Here is a 22,389-nt window from a genome sequence, read left to right as displayed (position 1 = left end):
TTTACGATAAATGCGCTTTTTTAACATCATTCACTCTTTTTATTTTCCCTTTTGTTTTTAAATACTTTCTATTACGATGTGAAACGTATCTTTTTGTAATGCAATTAATTTTAAATCTGCTAGTCTATAAATAGGCATCAGAATTATAAGGAGAAAATGATGTATAAGAGGGTATTGTTTGCTACTGACTTTGATGAGGTTGGTATTATAGCAGCGCATAAAGCGAAAAAAATTGCTGATGAGAATGGCGCTGATCTGATATTAGTTCATGTCGTAGAACCCATTCCTGCTTATGCTTATCCTGGTTTTGCCGGATTTGCTGAAGTTGAATTATCTATTCGCGAGCAAGCTGAAAAAGAACTGAATGAATTGGGTGAAAAGTTGGGAGTAGATGCAAAACACCGATTTATTGAATTTGGCTCCACAAAAAATGAAATTTTAAGGGTTGCACAAGAGCGCCATATCGATTTGATTGTTACAGGAAGTCATGGCAAGCATGGTCTTTCCTTATTATTAGGTTCAACAGCAAATGCCATTTTGCATGGTGCAGAATGTGATGTTTTAATTGTCCGTTCTATACCCTCTGAGAAGAATTCTAAAGCGTAAAAATGTAGCATAAGTGTAGCCTGGGTGAAGCAAAGCGGTTACGCTTTGCTTCACCCAGGCTATAAAGTATCCGGTCTAAAATAAAATACCTCTAATTCCTGCTACTATTTCTCAATGAGGCAGAAAACAAGTATACTACTGGGTTTCGAGTTACACGATTGAATTACTTATGAAATTGTTGCGCGGCATTCAACATTTTTCTGCGTTTGATAAAGGCGTGGTCGCTACTATTGGTAATTTTGATGGCGTGCATTTGGGGCATCAAAATCTTATTAGGACTTTAGAAAATAAAGCAAATGATTTAAATTTACCTTTAGTTCTAATTCTATTTGAGCCTCAGCCCAGAGAATACTTCCAACAGGAGAAAGCACCGGCACGACTTTCCAGTTTAAGAGAAAAATTAGATGTATTACGCTCATGCCAGATTGATTATGTATACTGTTTTAAATTTGATAATGCATTAGCGCAAACTTCTGCAGCTGAGTTTGCCCGCACTTATTTGTTTTCTACGCTCAATGTGAAATATCTCTTGGTAGGTGAAGATTTTCGTTTTGGCAAAAACAGGGAAGGTGATGTGAGTTTGTTGAAAAAACTTGGTTCGGAATATGCCTGTGATGTAAGCATTTATTCAAATTTTTGTATTAACGAAAATAGAATCAGTTCAACACGAATTAGAACAGCATTGCAGCATGGCGATCTGAATACGGCAGCAAAATATCTAGGTAGACCTTATAGTATTTGTGGTCGCGTATTGCATGGAGACGGGCGTGGACGACAGTGGGGAATTCCTACTGCAAATCTTGCTTTGCATCGCTACTCTTTGCCTTTGCAGGGAGTATTTGTAGTTCGAGTTCGAATTGTTTCCCAAATGGTGTATGGAGTAGCGAATATTGGACGTCGTCCCACAGTAGATGGCAGCAAGAATATTTTGGAAGTGCATTTATTTGACTTTGATCAGTCAATATATGGTGAATTAATGCAGGTGTTTTTCTTGCACAAATTGCGTGATGAGGTTAAATTCACTTCAGTGGATGCTTTAATCGCGCAAATTTATGATGATATTGTAGTGGCAAAAGAATTCCTCAAGAATTGTAATGAAAAAACCTCTATATCAACGTTGGGAGTAGATTTGAGTGCAGGTTGAATGAAAAAAATTTTGAAAAATAGGATGTGTATGTTTTTTTCAAATTGTTTTTCATTCAAGATACACTAAATAGGGACAGCATCCCGAAGGGTGACAGTCACCAACAATTTAACGATTTCGCAGAGTAAACTCTTATGGCAGAATACAAAGATACATTAAATCTCCCTAATACTTCATTTCCGATGAAGGCAAACTTGGCTACTCGAGAGCCCGAAGTTTTGGCTGATTGGCAAGCAAAAAAAGTTTATGAAAAAATTCGTAATGCTCGTGCCGGAAGTAAGCACTTTATTTTGCACGACGGCCCTCCTTATGCAAATGGCCATTTGCACTGCGGGCATGCGTTAAACAAGATTCTTAAAGACATTATCATTAAATCCAAGTCACTCAGTGGGTATGACGCGCCATTTGTCCCTGGTTGGGATTGTCATGGGCTGCCTATTGAACTCAATGTAGAGAAAAAAATAGGGCGGGTTGGTGATAAGGTATCTGCACGAGAGTTCCGCACTAAATGCCGTGAGTATGCTGCCAGTCAAATCGATATTCAGCGGGATGAGTTTCAACGCCTTGGGGTTTTTGGAGATTGGTATAATCCTTATGTCACCATGGATTTTCGTTATGAAGCCAATATCGTTCGTGCATTGGGATTGATGATCAAAAACGGTCATTTGCAACAAGGTTTTAAACCGGTACATTGGTGTATTGATTGTGGTTCTGCTTTGGCTGAAGCAGAGGTTGATTATGATGAGAAAACCTCACCTTCTATTGATGTTGTTTTTTTTGCGGTGAATCCCGAAGAATTTATTGGGTTGTTTAAAAAAGATGTAAAAACAAAGCCAGTTAGCCTTCCTATTTGGACTACGACTCCCTGGACTTTACCCGCGAATGAAGCAGTGTGCTTGCATCCTGCAATTGATTATTCTTTAGTCGATACGGATGATTCTTATTTAATACTGGCCACCGATTTGGTAGAAGCTACCATGGCTCGTTATGGAGTGAGTCACTATACAATTTGTGGTTCGGCAAAAGGAAAGGTTTTTGAGCATTTGAAATTAAAACATCCTTTTTATAGTCGGGTTGTTCCAGTGGTGTTGGGTGAGCATGTAACTACTGAGTCGGGTACTGGAAGCGTACATACTGCTCCTGCACATGGACCAGATGATTATCTGGTAGGCCAAGCGTATAATTTGCCTTTAATTAATCCCGTTAAAGGAAATGGCTGTTTTGCTGATGATGTTGAATTATTTGCTGGACTTTCTGTATTAAAGGCCAATGACACAATTTTGGGTGTTTTGGCTGAAAAAGGAGTTCTTTTAGCAAAAGAGAATATCAGGCATAGTTATCCTCATTGTTGGCGACATAAATCACCGATGATTTTTTTGGCGACGCCTCAATGGTTTATCTCAATGGATAAAGGTCGGTTAAGAGAACAGATTGTTAAAGAAATTGATAAAGTGACTTGGGTACCTGACTGGGGTAAGGCTCGTATCAGTAATATGGTTGAAAATAGACCTGATTGGTGTATATCAAGACAAAGGGCTTGGGGCACTCCTATGCCCTTATTTGTACATAATACGACGCGTGAATTGCATCCTAATACACTGGAGCTTATTGAAAAAGTTGCGCTACTTATTGAGAAATCTGGTATTGATGCCTGGTTTGAGATGGATGCAAAAGCGATTCTGGGAGATGATGCTGAGTCATATGATAAAATTAGCGACACGATGGATGTGTGGTTTGACTCTGGTGTAACTCATTTCTGTGTATTGCAACAAAATAAAGCATTATCTTTCCCTGCAGATATTTATTTTGAAGGTTCAGATCAGCATCGCGGCTGGTTTAACTCTTCATTGACCACTTCTGTTGCGATGTATGGTATTGCTCCTTATAAAACAGTATTGACACATGGATATACTGTGGATGCTGAGGGTAAAAAGCTTTCTAAATCCAAAGGAAATTATGTTGCTTTGGATAAATTGGTTAACCAACACGGTGCGGATATTTTACGTTTATGGGTCGCTTCAACGGATTACCGACATGAAGTGAGCATTTCAGATGAAATTATCAAGCGCAATGCAGACGCTTATCGAAGAATTCGCAACACAGCCCGTTTTTTATTAGCCAACCTATTCGATTTTGCTCCTGCAGTTGATAGCGTTCCGAACAAAGATCTTTTGGAATTAGATAAATGGGCGTTAAAGCGCAGCCAACTGTTACAAAAAGAAATTATTGAAGCTTATGAAAGCTATCAATTTCATGTTATTTATCAGAAACTTCATAATTTCTGTGCGGTAGACATGGGAAGTTTTTATCTTGATTTGATTAAGGACCGGCAATATACCACTGCAAAAGAAAGCAAAGCCAGACGTTCTTGCCAAACTGCAATGTATCACATCATTAGGGCATTTACTCTTTGGTTGGCACCTATTTTGTCTTTCACAGCAGAAGAAATAGGGCGCTATATACCCGGTTATAATCAAGAATCAGTCTTTACCGAACTTTGGTATGATGCTTGGCCAAAGATTGATGATGTGAATATGGAAGATTGGGATGAATTGCATTTAATCCGTGATGAAGTGAATAAAGCATTGGAAGAGACACGTCAAAAAGGCGAAATAGGCTCTGCTTTGGCTGCAGAAGTCACTTTATATGCGGACAACAAAGTATTGCCTAAACTGACTCGTTTGGGTGACGAATTGCGCTTTTTGCTCATCACATCAGGTGCCGCAGTACATCCTATGAATTCAGCTCCAGCTGGTATAGCGGCTACAGCATATGGTGTTTCTATTGCAGTTTCTGCAAGTCCACATGAAAAATGTGCTCGCTGTTGGCACAGACGGCCTGATGTGGGGCAAAATGCCCAGCATCCTGAGCTTTGCTTACGTTGTGTTGGCAATATTAGCGGCCAAGAGGAAATGAGGCAGTTTATATGAGAAAATGGCCATGGTTTATGCTCAGTCTTATAGTGATTGTTTTTGATCAAGCAAGTAAGTACCTGGCGAGTGTTTTTTTAACTCCCTATAAGCCATTACCTGTTTTTCCAATGTTTAATTTTACTTTGGCCTATAATTCTGGCGCTGCTTTTAGCTTTTTAAGCGGTGCCGGAGATTGGCATAGATGGTTTTTTGCTGGTTTTAGTTTCATCGTGAGCGTTATACTTGCTGTTTGGTTGTATCGTACTGAAAGTCAGGCTCGATTCCTTTTAGCTGGCATTAGTCTTATTTTAGGTGGTGCGATTGGTAATTTGATCGATAGAGCACTTGATGGTTATGTGATTGATTTTATTGATGTGTATTATAAACATCATCATTTTGCTACATTTAATTTAGCGGATAGTGCAATTTGTATTGGTGCTGGCTTTTTTCTTCTGGATCTTTTGATTAATAGAGAATGACTCAGTGTATACTCAGTCAATTTGGTGTTGCTAATCTATTCAAGTGACAAACTCTCTGATGGAGCTTGCCTCAGCCGTTGTTAGCGGGTGCTGTTTTTAATGTTTGCAATTCCTGTGCCTCATCAAATAACATTTTTACGGGACGTGTCTTAGCGTATTCCTCTGCCTTTCCAACTAAAATACTTGCTATCCGGGTAGTGTCTTTTTCCTTTACAGCATCTTGCAAAGACTCAAACATTTCTTTATAGGTTTTAGAGAAAAAACATAATATTTTATGAAGGAAATTCTTTTCATGTTTCTGGATAAATCGATCTGTGGCACTAAGAAGGGCATCATTGGAATCACTATGTACCAGACCTTGTATTCTAGCTACATCATTTTTGATTTCTACAGCATCTGTTTGAGTTTTTCTTATTCCTTGAAGCAAAGCGTCGATTTTTTCTTCAGGTGATTTTTGATCTATTTGTTTATCCCCATGAGGAACTGTTTCGACTGCATGATTAAGCATTACCTTAAAGGGCTCAAGTAAACTATCGGTCTTAATTCCTAGCGCCTCTAACTCTAATATCTTTGTATGAATCTTTTGCAGATGAAGGACATATTGTTCCTGAGCAAGTAAATGTTGTTGAAATGCATTAACATCAGAAAGTACGGTATCAATAATACCTTCTTTTATACCTTTAGTTGATTTAATTTGTGACTGATGCGCTTTTAATGTTTGTATATCTTTTTTTTCTACATCTTTAAGCTGGTTAAATTCAGCTTCGATCTCAGCAACAAGCTTAGTAGGGTCTTTGTATGTTGTTAAATTAACCTTTAATTTACCTAAAGCGAGAGCATTTTCCCGAGTAAGCATGTTTGTAGTGAAAAAATCACTTGGAGTACCACCTATAGCATTAGGAAGAATGATAAAGAGTCCTCCCGATAATTTTTGGGAGAAATCGCCATGCTCTGCATCAAAAAATGGCTGCCAATGTTTTCTTTGATCTGGCTTTATTTCAAGATCATCCATAAGTTGTTTAAACTGTGCTTGAGTTTGGTAATGCTTCCAAAACTCCTCTTTTGGAGTTGCATTTCTGGGATGATCACTTAAGATCTGCCTCAATTGCATCATCCGTACAACTTTAGCTTCGTGTTCTTTTATTGACGCCAAATTTACCTGAAATTGTTTGTATGCCTGTTTCTCGGGTGTCAATTGTTGTAAGGCACTTCTGTGTGATGATTCACTGTTTTTTAACGAATCTCCATGTGTGTTTTCTAATTGAGAAAACTGTTGTTCTATTTGCTTCTTCATGTCTTCCAAAGCTTTCACTGCTTTTTTAGGAATCAGGGGGTGGTCTAATTGAGTTTCAAAAAAACAGGCCATACAATAAAAAGCAAGCAAGACATTATGACTCATTTCGGGATCATCGATTTTATATGTGTTGAACCATTTGTTGAAACTTTCAATAACATTCATTACTAGCCCGATATTAGGCGCCCCGAGAAGACCAGTAAAACCATTGATAAATCCATTACTTAGATGAGACAATAGTTCATTAATTGGTGCTTTTTCTGGATGATTTTCTGTCAGTTTTTCACCACGTACCGTTGCAGTTACTGCCAGAAAAAAAAGAAAGTGCTGCCTTCTCTTTAAAGGAAGTTGTTTTTCCAAATTTTCTTCAATGAATTTTAACTGATTCGCAAGAGGTTCTTTTTTAACATCGATAATAAAAGAATTAAAGGTTGTTTCTATAGACTGCTTAAATTTATCTAATTTTACATTTTCCGTTTCTGGACTAAAACTTAAAAGTTTCTTTTCGGTTGCACCTACAGATTCTTTTGAAAACATAACAGACCTAAAATAAATCACAGTGGTTTATTTTATTATAAAATGATTATATTAAGACAATATGAAGGCGCGAATTGCCTCAAATTAACTGTTACCGAAGGAGAAGTTGCTTAAGCACAAAAAATGCATCGTTGCCTCAAATTACCTTCGAATTCTTTTCAAAGACTTTTATTTTTATACTTTATTTCACATGATTATCTGGGGTTGCTATCATAACTTGATCATCTAACGCAGCTTTTGCTTGCTTCTGTAATAGCGTAAATTGCTTTTTTATTTCTTTCTTACTTGGCTGCTCCTCTGAAAGTCCTAATATTTCTTTAATTCTATTAAAAGATGACTCCTGTTTTGTCGGGTCTTTTGCTGATACAGCTTCTTTTAGCTCATTAAACATTTCTTTATAAGCAGGAGAAAAGATTAATAGAAATTTATGGCCCCATGTATTTTCCTTGTTGTTAACAAATTGATTCACCAATGCAATCATAGCTTTTTGTTTTGCATGTACAATGAGATTAAGGCTTCGTTGGATGCCTTCTACATTATCAATGGCTCTATCTATTGAGAGACTCAAGGTATTGATTTTTTGTGAGGTCGGTAAATCTGAAGGTATTTCAGTGTAGCTAATGGTTTTAACTACTTTATCTAGAAGAGCTTCGTACGTTTTTTCGAGTTCATTACAATCTACATGGTGTTTTATTTTGTTTATTTGAGCATAAATATTCTGAAGAGATTCAACTAAAAGTTTTTGTGCGTGTAAATTTTTTTTAAGTAAATCAATATCACTATTTACCTGTACCAATGCTTTTGTTGAGGCCTGTCCTCCTCTACTTTTTTCAAATTGTTCCGTTATTGATTCAAGACTAACCTTTTTAAAACCTGATAAGACTTTTAAATTTTGTTCTATGCTCTCAAAAAGTTGAGACGGATTTTCTTCATCGGGAATTAATTTTAGTTGGTTAATTTCAGCACGCATCACTTCTAGTCGTTGTATCACAGCTCCGCTTTTAGAACTAAGGGAGTCTACAGAAATTGTGTTACTTGGAACTCCTCCCAACAGTTGAGGTATTCCCCAAGAGACGGTCAAAAATACTGAAAAAAGTTGTTGTCTAAAGGAGCCATGCTGGTAATTATAATACTCTTGCCATCCAGGTCTTTCGCTTACTGGGATCTCGAGATCATTTAGGATCTCTGTAAATTTTTCTGGAGTATTATACTTCTCCCAGAATTGACTCAGTATCTCTGTTTCAGATAGCACCTCTTGCTTTTTCAGCAAGAGGTGTAATTCTTGTAATCGATTCAATTTATCTTTTGGAAAGCTGTCCCTTTTTTGTTGCATTGCTTCTTGTTGTGTTTTTAATCGAATTATTTGCTCTTTGAATTGACGATATAAAGGGTCTTCGTCAGGTCCTAATACTTGCAAAGCACTATTTATTCTGTTTTTATTTTCTTCTTCCAATTTATTTTTTAAGTCATTAAATTTGTTAGCTACCAATGTTTTTATTGTTGCCATTTCATCCTTAAATTTTTTAGGTACTATGCGATAGCTTGATAGTTTTTCCTCAAGTGAACATGCAGCAGCATAAAGCGCTAATAAAACTTCGTGTTTGTTTTGCATGCCTTGATTGATGTCAAAATTTTGTATCCACTCCTTCATTCCTTTTATAAGGTTATTTATTGCTTCTTCATTAAGTTTTAATCCAAGTCCTATAGAACCAAATCCATGAACCCAACCGTTGCTTAGCCCGGATAATAGTTTATCAATAGGTACAATTTCAGGATGATTTGCAGGAAGACTTTGTTTACGTTCTAATGCCAAAGCGGCTAAAGTAAAAACTAAGGTCCAAGTTCGTTTTTGGCTACTCTCATGCTCAATTTTAGCAGCCATACCTCCTGTTTTTTCTTTCATTTCCTTGGCGATATGCTCTAATTGTTGAGCAAGTGGCAATAATTTGCATTGTTCAATAAATCCAATGAACGCATTTTTGATGCCTAGCTTGTACAGATCGAAGGCAGGATCTTCTTTAGTTTGCCCGTTATACGAGGAGAGAATAATTACTGTTCTATCTAATAGAGCATCAGTGAGCATAATCAGGGCATTAAAGTGACTCTATTATATTATAGATTACTCAACCTTAAGGATATATTATCTATCTTAGGTAGTACTTAATTGAATTCTGATCTTTATAAATAAAACATATTGTTACGCCAAAATGCTTCCTGTAAGTGCACTGAGCTGTTTTGTATCAGGATTATGTATACTTACTGCTGCCACAGCAGGTAAATTAAGGAAATGCTCTGCTTCTTCCCATTCAATTTCAGCTGGGAATAATTTTAGATGTGGAAGACATTTATTCAAAAGAGTACAAAAGGCCAAGTCCGCTGGAAAGGGGCGAACATGCATATAGCCAAGGCTCATCACTGCCATTGCTTCTGAAATAGTCGCAACCCCGGGTAAGTAATTAAGCGAGTAAACATTTGCTGTTTGGGCAATGGCTGGTAAATAACCAGGGCTGGTGGCGAAATGTACATTTGCCTGATAGCAATTTTCAAGTTGTTGTGTATCAATCACCCCGCCGGCACCGATCTTAAGTGAAGGGTAATGAGTAATTGCCTGATTTAATATTTTTTGGTCTGTTGAATTAATTTCAACTAAATCAAAACCGACCGATTTTATTTGCTCTAACCGTTCAAACAAAAAATTATCTACATCCAGGGATATAATTACAGATTGATTGCCCAGTAACTTATCTAAGATCATAGTGAGTCCTATGGTGATGTGTAGCGCCACCCCTTAGGGCTGACGCTATATATTTTTTAGTAAACTTTGTTTCAAATTGGTTAAATCACAAAACTTAATGTTAGAAGAGTTGGTTTGTGTTGGCAAGTATATTAGTGATTCTTATTTGAAATAAATTAGGGATATTCATTAGTTTGAAAAAGAAAATTATGGTGTTTAAAGTATGCTCCGAGCATCCTATAGATAATGCTCGGAATATGGGTGAACTGTGTTATCTCGGTGTAGATAGAGTGCTAACTAGAACTTCCCGAAGGTGCAAATGAAGTGCTAATTTGTTGCTCCTGTTTTTCCACAGGACTTAATTCAGAAGTAACATCATTTTTATAGGCATCTTGCCCAAATTGACTCATATGCTTCAAGTAATCATTCATTGTTGTTTCAGGAACGGGCGCCTTTTCTAACAAGCGCTTGAATTTTTCTATTAGGGAATTCGGGTTCTTATCATTCTTCAGATCATTTTTTTTGTCTTCTGGTAAGTTTTTCTTAAATTCATCCGTAAAAAACTTTTCTGTTTCTTTTTTTGCTTGAGGATCTTGAATCGTTTTAATATTACTAAATATTGAACCCCAAGAGATAGGTTTTTGTTCATTATTTACGGTTTGTACGAATGCAGCAGCATGAATCTGTGGTGGTGAGGGCATTGATGGCATTGAGGGTGAAGTTCCTTTAGATTGCGTCGGTGTTGGAATGGATACTGAATCTAGGCCAAAGTTATTGCTGCCAGGTGTGAGCGTTGATTGAGGGGGGTGCATCGTCAAAGCAGGAGCATTTGTTAGAGCAAGTTGTGCGTTTACTCGCGCTGCTTGCATCGAAGTAATTTGGTTATTAACCATTAATTGTTCTGCTTTATTTACCGCAATTTTTGAATGGGTTTCTTCCTTTCGTGTTGTATTGAGTTCGACCTCTTGTTTTTTTACGTGCTGAACTACATTTTTTACACTCATGATCTCAGGCTTGGCTTTTTCAAAACGAGCTTGGGCCTCTTCTAATTTTGCTGGGTCATTTTTGACATCGTCCCATTTTTCTCCTTTATTAAGAAGATAATATTTGCCATCGTGCTTGACAAGACTTGGGGCTTGCTCTTTAGGAAGTGCAAATAATGCTTTGTCATAGGTAACGCCTTCAGAATTTAAGTCAGCATCAAAAAATACTTTCTCATTCCCCAATTTTGATTTGATGTCCTTTAAGCTTGCTAGTTGAAGGTTTAAAGCATTTTGTTCGTTTAATATCTTACGTGCTTCTTTTTCATTGCCTTTATCTAATTCGTCAAATACATGCTGTGACATTCTATCTATTTGTCGTTCAAGTGAGCTAATCTCCCGATCTAACATGTCCGGATTTTTTTCAAAGGTCGGAGCAGATTTATCATATGCATTCAAAACGTTATTATAAGTCTTATGCTTTTCATCTATGGCGATACTTTCATCTTCAAGCTTACTTAACTCTTCGGTAAGCGCTTTTTCTTCTGCTTTAAGATTTTCTTGCTGTTTTTGAAACTGTTTAATGGAGGTATCATAACGTTCTAAAGTATCTTTAAGCGCTTTATTTTCCTCAGAGGCCGCTTTTTTCTGAGGAGCTTGTTCATTAGATTTGAGAATTTTTTCCTGTTGCATCTCAATTAACTCATTTTGAGCTTTTTGAGCCTCAGCCTCTTCTGCGAGTAGCCAATGAAATAAAAAACCTCTTCTTCGCTCCTCCATCGTGATTTCTTCTTGTATTTGCAGTTGCCGTTCTTCTTCAATGGCTCGCTCGTGAGATAATTCAGCACCAATTTCATGAGTTACTGTTTCCCCAGCAGGCGATAATAAGAAGATCTTTATGTCTTCTGGATTATGTAAGCCAAATTGGCTCAGATCGATGGTAGAAGGGTTAGGATCTGCTCCATCCATAGGTGAAGAAAAACTAAGCTCTCCACTGTCTATTTTTGATTGTATGACAGTATCAAGTTTTTCATTTATAAAGGAGAGTTCATCTGAGGTAAGATGTTCTGTTAAGTTTTGTTTGGAAATCGACATAGATCTGTATCCTCTTACACCATATTATAATTATATACAACATTGTTCAATAAATCACCAGAAACATGTGGCTTGCATGACATCCTAAATACTATAGCTGATTGGTTCCTTTTGAAAAGGAGCTTTTAAATTACTTTTCGAACTTTTTACTGTAAATAAGGTTTGGTGATGGGGAGTTGGGCTATGATTTTTTTCTAACGCATCTGATCCACTGTCATTATTTAGCAGGGTTTGTAACAAACAGTGGCTGCTTGAATGTGGAATGAGCTCATAACGTCTGGGATCTTTTGCGTAATATTCGGTATCATCTAAAGAAATATGCAATTTAAGATCATCTTGTGCAAATGCCCAATAATACAAATGGCCACGTTGACTTTCTATAAAGGATAGTAAAGTGTGTTTCAGCGTACTGGCTTGGTTATCGATCCAGTTACAGATTGTGGTAATTCCTTTTGCGCTGGTTGCAAATAAGATGCCAAAAGAATTATCCCAGACTTCCCCGACAGTACATATCAAACTGCCTAGAGCATAGGCAAGAATGCGACTTATAGGGTCTAAAACAGTAAGTCCCACGCGGGCAGAGAAAGAAATAAAATCAAGAAAGGGTAAAACAAGGAGATTTTTTATTAATTGCAATAGGGGGATGACTAGAGTTCGTACACCATTAATACAAAGGTTAAGAAATGGATGATTGGAAAAGTGTCCGAATGGCCAGGTAAACCCATAAAGCGGTGATAATCTGAAATTTGCAATTAAATTATCTGATGGAGGTCTTGTTGAAAAGAAAAGGAGTAATTCACCTATATCACTGACATTACCCAGGAGCGCAAGTGTTTTAGTGAGTAGATTCGTAATACCACGAAAGGGTACATGGACAAAAAGAGCGCTTACCTCAATCATTGGAATGGTGAGTAGAACTAAGACAAAATCAGCGCAGGCTGCAAAAATTTGTTTGCTGATGTTCTTGGCAAGTAATCCACTTTTTTGCCAACCCCTGATAAACCCTTCGTTAAATCCGTAATAATAGCCTTCAAAAAAAGGAGCAATGCATAGCTTTCCTAGGGTTACAAAGCTTTTACACAGCCATTTACACGTACCAAGAAACCAATCGTCACCTGGATGCATAATTGTATCATAAATAGCAGCTCCGCCTTTCCCACCTAAAGCGGCATAATTGGTATAGGGGAAATCCCCCATTTCATGTCCCAATGATGGTATTACTTTAGTTAAACCGTATCCCAAACCAAGCGCTAATGAAGCAATAATGGCAATTTCTGCTGGATCTTCTTTAAGGATATTGAATGCTTCAACAAAAAACTTATCTAGATTTCCACCTGCTTGAACACCTTGCCAATAGGTCATTGATGCTGAAATCGCTTCAGAGATTGTTCCATGGCTCATCCAATGAGCTAATTTTTGTGTCGGTTCAATACCCGCAATTAAACCGTGTAATTGTAATTTAGTTAAAATGGATTTAAGGAACTCTGGCGCAAGTACTGCACCACCACCGTAAGCATATGCTGCCAATGCTAAAGTGCCTATCAAGGGATTTTGTTCGCTTACATCAATAAAAAAACTGGCAATATGACGTATTATGCCCAAGATGCGATGAAATGGATTGTCATAAGTGGGCGGACTTGGGGGGTGATTAGGGCGAGCAATGACGTAAGGACTGTTGCTAATTTGTTCTTTAATGAATTCTTCTAGAGTTTGTCCATTAGCTAAAAGTCCTTTATTTTCCAAAGCCAATATCAGAGAGTTTCTTACTTTAGTGCATTGCTTGTGTTTTTCTTCCTCAAAATTATCCTGTTTGGGAATATGTGTGTCATGAATATGGTTGAAAAAATCATGATGCACGTTATGGATAATAAAGTGATGCATGCTTTTGTAGAATTTATAGAAAAATCTGGGGATACGTGAAATAAACGCATTAAGTCTAAGGCTAACACGCTCTGGCAAGTAGAGATGGCGTTTGCTGATTTGTCCTAAAGTATATAAATCCTGTCCTTCAGGTAAAGGATAGAAGAGTGCATCGTGAACAAAATAGCGCAATTGTACTATTTTGTTTTCTTGTCTTATCAGGATGAGTTGCTCATTAGCACTAATTACCCAACTACCGGTCGGTAGCTTACTAATCATTTTTTTCGCTTTTTTTCTGTTATTTTCAAGTATTGGCTCTTTGGTGCTCTTTATAAGGCTCGCGATTAGGGTTTTTAAGTCAGGATAGCCTTTTTGTGGAAATCCTTGCAGTCTGTAGTAGGGGGTGATTTGGGTAATTGTGAGCCCATCCAAACGTGGCATTACTTCTGTTTTATGTTCTGGCTTGGAATCTATTGCCAGATAATTAATCCAATCATGGCCATCACGCCATAGCTTATTAAAAAAGGCTGCAAGCTGTGCAAATCGATTTGCAGGAATGCTTAAATTCGCTGCAGAGGGGAGTTTGTAATAGTTACAAATAACTCTTAAGGCATCATCCAAATCTTTGCTGTGATGTCCTATGTGAAGCTCGCTATCCCACACGAGGCACGATTGGGGGACTTCATGATTTTTTACGATGTTACTAAAATCCATTTGATCTTGACGTGACACAGAATAAACGCGGTTAAACGTATAATGCTGTGCTATTTTATGTGCTTCATAAAGAATGTTTCCTAGAGAACCTTCAGATACAAGCGGAGAAGTTGCTAATAAGCGATTCTGATCAGAACAGTGTCCTATAATTTCAATCACTTCATTTCTTAGTGCTTCATGCCCTTCATGATCTTGGCTGGTTAATTGACGCTCTTTTTTTAATAGTTTTTTTAATGAATCAATGCATTCATGAGTAAGTTGCAATTTTTGTTCTTGTGCCGAAGTAAGTGGCTGGCTGTAACTCGCTGAGCGTATTCTGTAGCGATGAACTTTGCTTATGATATTCGCTACCAATGAAGAAGGTCGTTCTCCTGGAAGAAGTTGAATTAGATCTGCCTGATGAGTAAATAACATGAGCTGCACGGTTTTTTTATCGTGATTGGCGATTAAGCGCAGCCTGTCGCCTCCTGGGAGGAGGTATTCCATATCATAATGACCATACAGTACTGTCCCAGCCTCATAGCTGAAGGGGCTTCCTGTTATAGTGGGTAATGCTTGATGACTAAAAGGTGTAATCGTTAAGGGAACGATAATTTGCGTGTGACCGTTCGTCGTTACAAAATAAGACATAGGAACCATCCTTTGTTCACATACTGCACAGGATACTTGTTTTTTTAGTGAAATATCAAGTAGAAGCAGATACAAACCTGGAAATTTTATAACGTCACTGATAAAATGTTTTAAAAATAAACAGGAATCTATTTTAATGACTAGTTATTGTGGCTATATTGCTTTAGTTGGTAGACCTAATGTAGGTAAATCAACCCTCCTTAATTGTATTTTGCAGCAAAAAGTGAGCATAACCTCTAAAAAGCCACAAACAACCCGACACAGTATTTTGGGAATACGTACCGAAGGTGAGTACCAATTTGTTTATGTGGATACCCCAGGAATTCACCAGGGAAATAAAAAGGCAATGAATCGCATGATGAATAAAACTGCGATTAGTGTATTGCGTGATGTTGATGTGATTGCTTTTTTGGTTGATGGAACTCATTGGCAAGAAGAAGATGAGTACATTTTGAATTTAGTAAAACAAGCCAAAGTACCGAGTATTTTGGTAATTAATAAAGTGGATAAAATTGACGATAAAACTCAGTTGTTGCCTTGGATAGAGCAAATCAGTCAAAAACATGAATTTGCTGCAATTATTCCTGTATCGGCAAAAACAGGAGTTCAGGTCGATGAGTTGCAAGAAAAATTGCAAAATTATTTGCCTGAGGGACCCCATTTATTTCCAGATGATCAATTGACCGATCGACCTATAAAATTTTTATGTGCGGAATTATTACGTGAAAAAATTTTCCGCTTTTGCGGACAAGAATTACCTTATTCTGTTACTGTAGACATTGAGTCATTTAAAGATGAAGGCACGCTTGTGCGTATTCATGCATTGATTCTTGTGGATAAAGACAATCATAAACGAATGATCATTGGTGATAAAGGACAAAAATTAAAGGAAATGGCAACAAATGCACGGATGGACATGGAAAAACTGTTGGGTAAGAAAGTATTCTTGCAATGCTGGTGTAAGGTAAAATCAGGCTGGTCAGATGACGAGCGCATATTAAAACAATTAGGCTATGACCATTAGGACAATAGAGGCTTGGGTTTTACACAAGAGATGGTCTGGAGATACGAGTGCTCGTGTCAGTTTTTTCACGCGTGAATTAGGGGTGATTCAATGTCTTTCCAAAGGCGGGCGCACCCCTAAAAAGCAAGCTCTTTTACAACCTTTTACACCTTTGTGGTTAAATCTTACTGAACGTCATGAGCGATATTATACACAATCAGTTGAAAGTATTGTGCCCACACTTCAACTTACAGGCGGGTCACTTTTTGCGGGTTTATATATCAATGAAATTGTTTATTATGCACTAAGCCCCAATTATCCTGACGCGACATTATTTGATGCTTATTTGTTTACTTTAAATAATCTTATATCAGCAAAAGAGAGATTAGTGATAGAAGCTTCATTGAGGCGTTTTGAGTGGACTTTACTCCATGCATGCGGCTATTCCTTTTCATTAACACACGAAGCAGGAACTGCAAATCTGATTGTTGCAGACTCATGTTATCAATTTGTTGCAGGTGAAGGTTTTATTATAAATAGCAGGGGAATTCCTGGGACACATATTATTGCTTTGGCACAAGATAATTTAAATGAAGCGCCTTATCTTAAATCAGCAAAAATTATTATGCGTCAAGCAATTGATCATCTTCTAGGCGGGCGTGAGATTAAGACAAGGGCTTTATATTGTGCAGAAAGACCCTAAATAGGGTCTAAGATAACATGATAACTTATATTATATGTTTTCAAGCAACTTGAGTTTAGGTCATGATGGACTTTATACTCTTTATTTTATTGTAAGGTGTAAAATGAATAAGCCAATACTATTGGGTGTCAATATTGATCATATAGCTACCGTACGCCAGGCAAGAGGTACCCGTTATCCTGATCCTGTTCAGGCTGCAATGGATGCGGAAGAAGCCGGTGCTGACGGCATTACTTTGCATATGCGCGAGGATTTACGGCATATCCAGGCTCGTGATGTACGTTTGATGAAACAAGTATTACAAACGCGAATGAATCTTGAGTTGGCAGTAACCGATGCAATGTTGGATTTTGCAGAAGAAATAGCACCCGAACATACGTGTTTAGTTCCTGAAAAGCGTGAAGAATTAACTACAGAAGGTGGCCTGGATGTGATAACACACCAGAAATCAGTAGCGCATGCAGTAAGGCGTTTGCAGGTTATGGGAAGTGAAGTTTCTTTATTTATTGACCCAGATCATGAACAGATTAAAGCTGCAGCGGATATGGGTGCTCCTGTAATTGAATTGCATACAGGGTGTTATGCTGATGCTACTAATGAGGAACAGCAACAACATGAGTTGGCACGGATAAAACACGCGGCGGAATACGCAGCGAGTTTAAATTTAATTGTTAATGCAGGCCATGGCCTTAATTATCATAACGTACAATCTATAGCGTCTATAAAAGAATTACATGAACTTAACATAGGCCATGCGATTATTGCCCGAGCCTTATTCTGTGGTATGAAAGAGGCAGTAAGACACATGCGTCAACTAATGCAGGAAGCAAGACTTTATGTCAACATCTGACGTGATTGTTATTCGTATTACTGGAGATTCGGGAGATGGTGTTCAATTGGTGGGCGAGCAACTCACCATTAGTGCAGCACTTACTGGTCGTGATGTACGTACGTTACCCGATTTCCCTGCAGAAATTCGAGCCCCAGCGGGCACTGTGGCTGGGGTTTCTGGTTTTCAACTGGCGATGGCTGAACATGCTATTTTTACCGCGGGTGAATCGCTGGATGTGCTGGTTGCTTTAAATCCAGCGGCATTAAAAAACTCCTTGCAACATCTAAATCAAGGCGGTTTATTAATTATTAATGAAGACAGTTATCAGGAGAAAGATTGGCAAAAGGCAGGAATGGATAAGAGTTTTCTCGATAATTGTGCCGAGCATTACCAAATTGTTTCGTTTCCTTTAATTACCCAAACTTTGCAAGCAGTATCTTCACTTGAATTGACTAAACCACAAGCGACTAAGACCAAAAACTTTTATGTTTTGGGTTTGGTACTCTGGTTATTTGATTTGCCAACTGCAGCATGTGAAGGGTTCATTGCTAAAAAATTCAAAGCGAATGCTGTTGTTGCCAAAGCCAATCAATTGGCACTATTAGCTGGATACAATTATGCAATGACTTTAGAATTAACACGCCGTGACTATATGTTAGGCGAGGTTAATCGTGATGTAGGGGAATATCGACAAATTACCGGTGTAGAAGCAGTAGGCTTAGCGCTTGCTACATTGGCTACTTCGCTCCAAATACCTATGTTGGTTTCGGGCTATCCGATTACTCCTTCTTCAGCGATACTGCATGAGTGTGCGCGATTATCTGATTTTGGGGTGCAATTACTCCAAGCTGAAGATGAAATTGCAGCAATTTGTGCCTGTATTGGCGCTGCATACGGGGGAAGATTGGCTTTAACTACAACTTCAGGGCCTGGCTTGGATCTAAAAAGTGAAAGTCTTGGCCTGGCAGTAGTAGCTGAATTACCTTTAGTTTTACTTGATGTTCAACGTGCAGGAGCTTCCACAGGGTTACCAACGAAAACAAGCCAAAGTGATTTACGTCAGGCACTTTATGGACGTCATGGCGAAGCACCATTGCCTGTATTAGCGGCACAATCTGCTGCAGATTGTTTTAATACCGTTTTAGAAGCATTTTATTTGGCTGTTAAATATATGACCCCAGTGATTGTTCTGCTGGATGCTTATCTTGCAAATGCTGCAGAACCTTGGAAGATACCCGAAGTAAGCACTTTAAAATTACCTCAAATTGAATTTAACCGTTTTCCAAAACCATTTACTCGTGACGAGCTTTTAAGCCGAAGTTGGAACAGACCAGGTACTCCAGGGTACATTCATCAATTAGGAGGTTTAGAAAAACAAGGCGAAGACGGTCGTGTAAGCTATGATGCTGAAAATCATCAAAAAATGGTTCACTTACGTCAGCAAAAAATTGATGGAATTGCACGAGAATATGAACCTTTAGTAATTGAAGGAGATGCGAATGCGCCAATCATTTTAATTGGCTGGGGAAGTACTTATGGCAGCTTAAAATCAGCAGTTTTACAATGCTTGGGACAAGGATTAGCAATTGCTTATGTGCATTTACGTCATTTAAATCCTTTACCAAATGATTTAGAGGCTGTTTTAAAAAAATACGATAAAGTATTGGTTGCTGAATTAAATTCAGGACAATTATGCCAAATTATTCGTGCCAACTATTTGGTTGATGCACAGGTGATTGGCCAATCGAATGGTCAGCCTTTTACTGTCAGTCATCTGGTGAATACCATTAAAGCGGAAGCCAATTATGAACAACAATTATAAGCGCGAAGATTTTGCCAATGCTAATGAAGTTCGCTGGTGCCCTGGATGTGGTGATTATGCCATTTTGATGGCACTACAAAAAATGCTGCCTGATTTGGGGTTACCCCCAGAACAGCATGTTTTTATTTCCGGAATAGGTTGTGCTGGACGATTGCCTTATTATATGAATACTTATGGTTTTCATACCATTCATGGTCGAGCTACTGCAGTTGCGACTGGATTAAAAGCTCTTCGAGAGGATCTGTGTGTTTGGATTATTACTGGAGATGGCGATGCTTTAAGCATTGGTGGTAATCATCTGATTCATATTTTACGTCGTAATGTAAATGTTAATATTTTGTTATTTAATAATCAGGTATATGGTTTAACTAAAGGACAATTTTCACCAACATCACAAAAAGGTCAGGTAACAAAAACATCCCCTAAGGGAGTAGCGAATGAACCCGTGAATCCACTTACTTTAGCTTTAGCGGCAGGCGCTAGTTTTGTGGCTCGAGCTGTAGATAAAGATCCCGTGCATTTGGGAACCATATTAAAGAAAGCACAAGAACATCAAGGCTGTTCTTTTGTAGAAATTTATCAGGATTGTAATATTTTTAATCATGGTGCCTTTGACGAGTTTGCACTTAAAAGCAATCGAGCTGAAAATACAGTGATATTGGAAGAGGGCCAACCTTTACTCTATGGTGCACAAAAAGAGAACGCATTGCACGTAAGAGACGAGCAATTCACCTGTGTTTCAGGAGAAGAAGAAGGTATTTATCGTCATAACCCAAGTGATTTTATTGCTGCGATGCGTCTCGCATCGTTATCTTTTCCTGCACATCCAGTTCCTTTGGGCGTTTATTATCAAAAAAATCGAGACGTGTTTGCTTTACCTCAAGAGATAAAAAAGGCTGTAAATGACTTACCCGAGCTATACAGGGCAAAAGCCACTTGGCAACAAAGTTAGTCGTGTAGCCTGGGTGAAGCGAAGCGTAACCCGGGAAATCAGTGCTGAATCTTCTACACTCAACCTGCACTCAAATTTGACTTTTCCCTAAGATTCTTAACTTGTGACAAAAGATAGGAAATCAGTGGCAAGAAAACCCGGGTTACGCTTCGCTTCACCCAGGCTACATTCTCATTTCTTTAAACCAAATATTATGCAAGGTTATTTTAATAACAGCCAACACTCTGTAAGCAACTCTGTCTCAGCTACTTCATGGTCAAAGTTGTAATAGCAAAAAATACAGGGTAAATCACCCAGCTGTTCGCCTGAATTAGGCAACCAATCACGATATAAACCATAGACTGCATCTCCAATAGTATCGCGTGAGCCTTTATGTACTGCTACAGCATAACGTCCTGCAGGTAGGCGTTTTTCAATGATATTCCCTTCAAGTTTTATTTGCTCTGGAACGGTAATCCCTAAGTCAAACCGAAAATCATCGGGGGCGGTTGTCTTTGGATCGTCATAAGCAAACCCAAAAGCTTCACCTGCTTTTGGTTTTAAGTTCATTGATTGAGATTTTGCCCAATGAATTAACTTATTGACACTTTCACCCACTTTATCAGGTGCGCCTCGATGTTCAAGTACCGCCAAACGTCTGGCCGGTATTTCTTTTATCAATACATTCATGATGATATTACCTTGTTTTGGCAAATAATACGGTGGGTTTTCCCAGAAACTCCAATTTGAGTGCACTCTAAATTCGCTTGGGCTCATACCACAAGCTTGTTTAAAGACACGAGTGAAGGCCTCATGAGATTCAAATCCCGCATTTATTGCAATTTCGATAATGGTTTTATCTTTATCAACAATTAATTGATGGGCTGCTCGTTTTAAACGAAGCCAACGAATATATTGTTGTAACGATAGCCCTGTATAAGCAGTAAATAAACGATGAAAATGGTATTTTGAAAAGCAGGCAATATTACTTAATTGAGTTAAATCAAGCTTCTCATCAAGATGTTTGCCGATAAACTCAATTACTTTTTCTAATTGGTACTTATAATTCATGCGTTCCTCAATTTAAGGTCATCAACTTATTTACACAAACCATGTTATCGCACTTACGGAAGAATGCTTTGACCATTTTTGCTAATCTTGAGGAAAGCCATATTTGGCTCATCTTGAACGAAAAAGCGTGCTGGTAAATGCTCACATACTGTGATGTATGCTGCGCTTTCTCAGCACGCTTTTTCGTTCAACCTGAGCTCAAATCCGACTTTCCGGTCAAAAAAAATCCCGGTAAACAAACCGGGATTTAGGTAGAGGAGAATGATACTAGTCGCGGCCTGAAAACGCACTTAATATGTTAAGCAGGCTGACAAACAAGTTATAAATTGATACAAAAAGACCTACGGTAGCTGAGATATAATTCGTTTCACCTTCATGAATAATTGCACTTGTTTGCATGAGAATTAGTCCTGAAGAAATAAGAATAAATGCAGCTGAAATAGCTAATTGCAGTGCAGGTATATGAATAAAAATTCCTGCTATCATCGCCAATAAAGCGACCATCATACCAACAAAAAGAAATCCTCCTAGGAAGCTGAAGTCCTTTTTAGTTGTTAATGCATAACCAGACAATGCAAAGAAAATAATCCCTGTACCGCCTAAAGCAGTCGCAATTAATTGCGGACCGTTAGTAAAGTGACTGATATAGAAGTTAAGCACTGGACCTAAGGTATAACCCAGGAATCCGGTGAAAGCAAAAACACTGACTAACCCCCAGACACTGTTTCGAAGCGCTTGAGTCAAAAACATTAAGCCATAAACACCAACTATCATAAGTAGAGGGTTCATGGGACGCGCACCGCTTGTGAGAGAAAAAACTGCCATAAATGCACTGAACAAAAATGTCATGCTCAGTAATAGATAGGTATTACGCAGTACCTTATTGCTTGCAAGTACTGACTCATTACGTCGCGTAAGTATAGTGACATCATTTCGGTTCATTGTTTAGAGCTCCTCTATGTTTATATTCTCAGTCTAGCATATCTATGGGTTGGTTTCCTATATTTCAAGGTTAAAACGAATTATTTTTGTTTTGAGGTTC

Annotated in this window: 16 protein-coding genes; 9 read left to right on the top strand and 7 right to left on the bottom strand. The window is 38.1% G+C overall.

Features of this window, described 5'->3' with window-relative positions; translation table 11 throughout:
- The first annotated feature begins 159 nt into the window (after window positions 1-159).
- The 4 genes from Lani_RS00455 to lspA all read left to right on the top strand — a co-directional run bounded on the left by Lani_RS00455 (window position 160) and on the right by lspA (window position 5,141).
- A complete protein-coding gene (locus tag Lani_RS00455) occupies window positions 160-606 on the top strand; it encodes a universal stress protein (protein WP_019235109.1) in 447 nt (148 codons plus the stop codon).
- Between the two features lie 169 nt (window positions 607-775).
- The gene (gene ribF / locus Lani_RS00450; RefSeq protein ID WP_019235110.1) at window positions 776-1,750 is read left to right on the top strand and encodes a bifunctional riboflavin kinase/FAD synthetase; all 975 of its coding nucleotides are present in this window, start codon (window positions 776-778) and stop codon (window positions 1,748-1,750) included.
- A 134-nt stretch (window positions 1,751-1,884) separates the two neighbouring features.
- Entirely contained in the window at window positions 1,885-4,680 is a 2,796-nt protein-coding gene (gene ileS, locus Lani_RS00445) for an isoleucine--tRNA ligase (RefSeq protein WP_019235111.1), read from the top strand.
- Window positions 4,677-5,141 (top strand): signal peptidase II, encoded by a 465-nt coding sequence (gene lspA / locus Lani_RS00440; protein ID WP_019235112.1) that lies wholly within the window; start codon window positions 4,677-4,679, stop codon window positions 5,139-5,141. The genes ileS and lspA overlap by 4 nt, the downstream gene beginning before the upstream one ends.
- A 70-nt stretch (window positions 5,142-5,211) precedes the next feature.
- Here the strand turns inward: lspA and Lani_RS00435 are convergent, their stop codons facing one another.
- The 5 genes from Lani_RS00435 to Lani_RS00415 all read right to left on the bottom strand — a co-directional run bounded on the left by Lani_RS00435 (window position 5,212) and on the right by Lani_RS00415 (window position 14,985).
- Entirely contained in the window at window positions 5,212-6,972 is a 1,761-nt protein-coding gene (locus Lani_RS00435; RefSeq protein ID WP_019235113.1) for a hypothetical protein, read from the bottom strand.
- A gap of 181 nt (window positions 6,973-7,153) precedes the next feature.
- The gene (locus tag Lani_RS00430) at window positions 7,154-9,055 is read right to left on the bottom strand and encodes a hypothetical protein (RefSeq protein WP_019235114.1); all 1,902 of its coding nucleotides are present in this window, start codon (window positions 9,053-9,055) and stop codon (window positions 7,154-7,156) included.
- A gap of 114 nt (window positions 9,056-9,169) precedes the next feature.
- Window positions 9,170-9,727 (bottom strand): beta/alpha barrel domain-containing protein, encoded by a 558-nt coding sequence (locus tag Lani_RS00425; protein WP_019235115.1) that lies wholly within the window; start codon window positions 9,725-9,727, stop codon window positions 9,170-9,172.
- A 272-nt stretch (window positions 9,728-9,999) separates the two neighbouring features.
- Window positions 10,000-11,781, bottom strand: coding sequence for a hypothetical protein (locus Lani_RS00420; RefSeq protein ID WP_019235116.1), 1,782 nt, complete (start codon window positions 11,779-11,781; stop codon window positions 10,000-10,002).
- An 84-nt stretch (window positions 11,782-11,865) separates the two neighbouring features.
- Window positions 11,866-14,985: a hypothetical protein gene (locus Lani_RS00415; protein ID WP_019235117.1), complete on the bottom strand. Its 3,120-nt coding sequence runs from the start codon at window positions 14,983-14,985 to the stop codon at window positions 11,866-11,868.
- A gap of 136 nt (window positions 14,986-15,121) precedes the next feature.
- Between Lani_RS00415 and era the strand changes: the two genes are divergently transcribed.
- The 5 genes from era (at window position 15,122) to Lani_RS00390 (ending at window position 20,297) form a co-directional block, all read left to right on the top strand.
- Window positions 15,122-16,009 (top strand): GTPase Era, encoded by an 888-nt coding sequence (era, locus tag Lani_RS00410; RefSeq protein WP_019235118.1) that lies wholly within the window; start codon window positions 15,122-15,124, stop codon window positions 16,007-16,009.
- On the top strand, window positions 15,999-16,691 hold the full coding sequence (recO, locus tag Lani_RS00405) for a DNA repair protein RecO (protein ID WP_019235119.1): 693 nt from the start codon (window positions 15,999-16,001) through the stop codon (window positions 16,689-16,691). Before era ends, recO begins: the two co-directional genes overlap by 11 nt.
- A 103-nt stretch (window positions 16,692-16,794) precedes the next feature.
- Window positions 16,795-17,541, top strand: a complete 747-nt coding sequence (gene pdxJ, locus Lani_RS00400) for a pyridoxine 5'-phosphate synthase (protein ID WP_019235120.1) — start codon at window positions 16,795-16,797, stop codon at window positions 17,539-17,541.
- A complete protein-coding gene (locus Lani_RS00395; protein ID WP_019235121.1) occupies window positions 17,528-19,345 on the top strand; it encodes a 2-oxoacid:acceptor oxidoreductase subunit alpha in 1,818 nt (605 codons plus the stop codon). The genes pdxJ and Lani_RS00395 overlap by 14 nt, the downstream gene beginning before the upstream one ends.
- Window positions 19,329-20,297, top strand: coding sequence for a 2-oxoacid:ferredoxin oxidoreductase subunit beta (locus Lani_RS00390; protein ID WP_019235122.1), 969 nt, complete (start codon window positions 19,329-19,331; stop codon window positions 20,295-20,297). The genes Lani_RS00395 and Lani_RS00390 overlap by 17 nt, the downstream gene beginning before the upstream one ends.
- 201 nt (window positions 20,298-20,498) lie before the next feature.
- Here Lani_RS00390 and Lani_RS00385 read toward each other — a convergent pair whose 3' ends face one another.
- A complete protein-coding gene (locus Lani_RS00385) occupies window positions 20,499-21,347 on the bottom strand; it encodes an AraC family transcriptional regulator (RefSeq protein WP_019235123.1) in 849 nt (282 codons plus the stop codon).
- Between the two features lie 267 nt (window positions 21,348-21,614).
- Window positions 21,615-22,289: a Bax inhibitor-1/YccA family protein gene (locus Lani_RS00380; protein WP_019235124.1), complete on the bottom strand. Its 675-nt coding sequence runs from the start codon at window positions 22,287-22,289 to the stop codon at window positions 21,615-21,617.
- Window positions 22,290-22,389: the final 100 nt, after the last annotated feature.

It is taken from the genome of Legionella anisa (genome assembly GCF_001467525.1).
Lineage (GTDB): Bacteria > Pseudomonadota > Gammaproteobacteria > Legionellales > Legionellaceae > Legionella > Legionella anisa.
The sequence above is the reverse complement of the archived record's forward strand: the minus strand, read 5'-3'. Positions and strand labels throughout refer to the sequence as shown.

Coding starts and splice junctions, on each gene's coding strand:
- recO (WP_019235119.1), top strand. CDS start 15,999: ATGACCATTAGGACAATAGAGGCTTGGGTTTTACACAAGAGATGGTCT.
- ileS (WP_019235111.1), top strand. CDS start 1,885: ATGGCAGAATACAAAGATACATTAAATCTCCCTAATACTTCATTTCCG.
- ribF (WP_019235110.1), top strand. CDS start 776: ATGAAATTGTTGCGCGGCATTCAACATTTTTCTGCGTTTGATAAAGGC.
- lspA (WP_019235112.1), top strand. CDS start 4,677: ATGAGAAAATGGCCATGGTTTATGCTCAGTCTTATAGTGATTGTTTTT.
- Lani_RS00420 (WP_019235116.1), bottom strand. CDS start 11,781: ATGTCGATTTCCAAACAAAACTTAACAGAACATCTTACCTCAGATGAA.
- Lani_RS00425 (WP_019235115.1), bottom strand. CDS start 9,727: ATGATCTTAGATAAGTTACTGGGCAATCAATCTGTAATTATATCCCTG.
- Lani_RS00380 (WP_019235124.1), bottom strand. CDS start 22,289: ATGAACCGAAATGATGTCACTATACTTACGCGACGTAATGAGTCAGTA.
- era (WP_019235118.1), top strand. CDS start 15,122: ATGACTAGTTATTGTGGCTATATTGCTTTAGTTGGTAGACCTAATGTA.
- Lani_RS00430 (WP_019235114.1), bottom strand. CDS start 9,055: ATGCTCACTGATGCTCTATTAGATAGAACAGTAATTATTCTCTCCTCG.
- Lani_RS00395 (WP_019235121.1), top strand. CDS start 17,528: ATGTCAACATCTGACGTGATTGTTATTCGTATTACTGGAGATTCGGGA.
- Lani_RS00385 (WP_019235123.1), bottom strand. CDS start 21,347: ATGAATTATAAGTACCAATTAGAAAAAGTAATTGAGTTTATCGGCAAA.
- Lani_RS00435 (WP_019235113.1), bottom strand. CDS start 6,972: ATGTTTTCAAAAGAATCTGTAGGTGCAACCGAAAAGAAACTTTTAAGT.
- Lani_RS00390 (WP_019235122.1), top strand. CDS start 19,329: ATGAACAACAATTATAAGCGCGAAGATTTTGCCAATGCTAATGAAGTT.
- Lani_RS00455 (WP_019235109.1), top strand. CDS start 160: ATGTATAAGAGGGTATTGTTTGCTACTGACTTTGATGAGGTTGGTATT.
- pdxJ (WP_019235120.1), top strand. CDS start 16,795: ATGAATAAGCCAATACTATTGGGTGTCAATATTGATCATATAGCTACC.
- Lani_RS00415 (WP_019235117.1), bottom strand. CDS start 14,985: ATGTCTTATTTTGTAACGACGAACGGTCACACGCAAATTATCGTTCCC.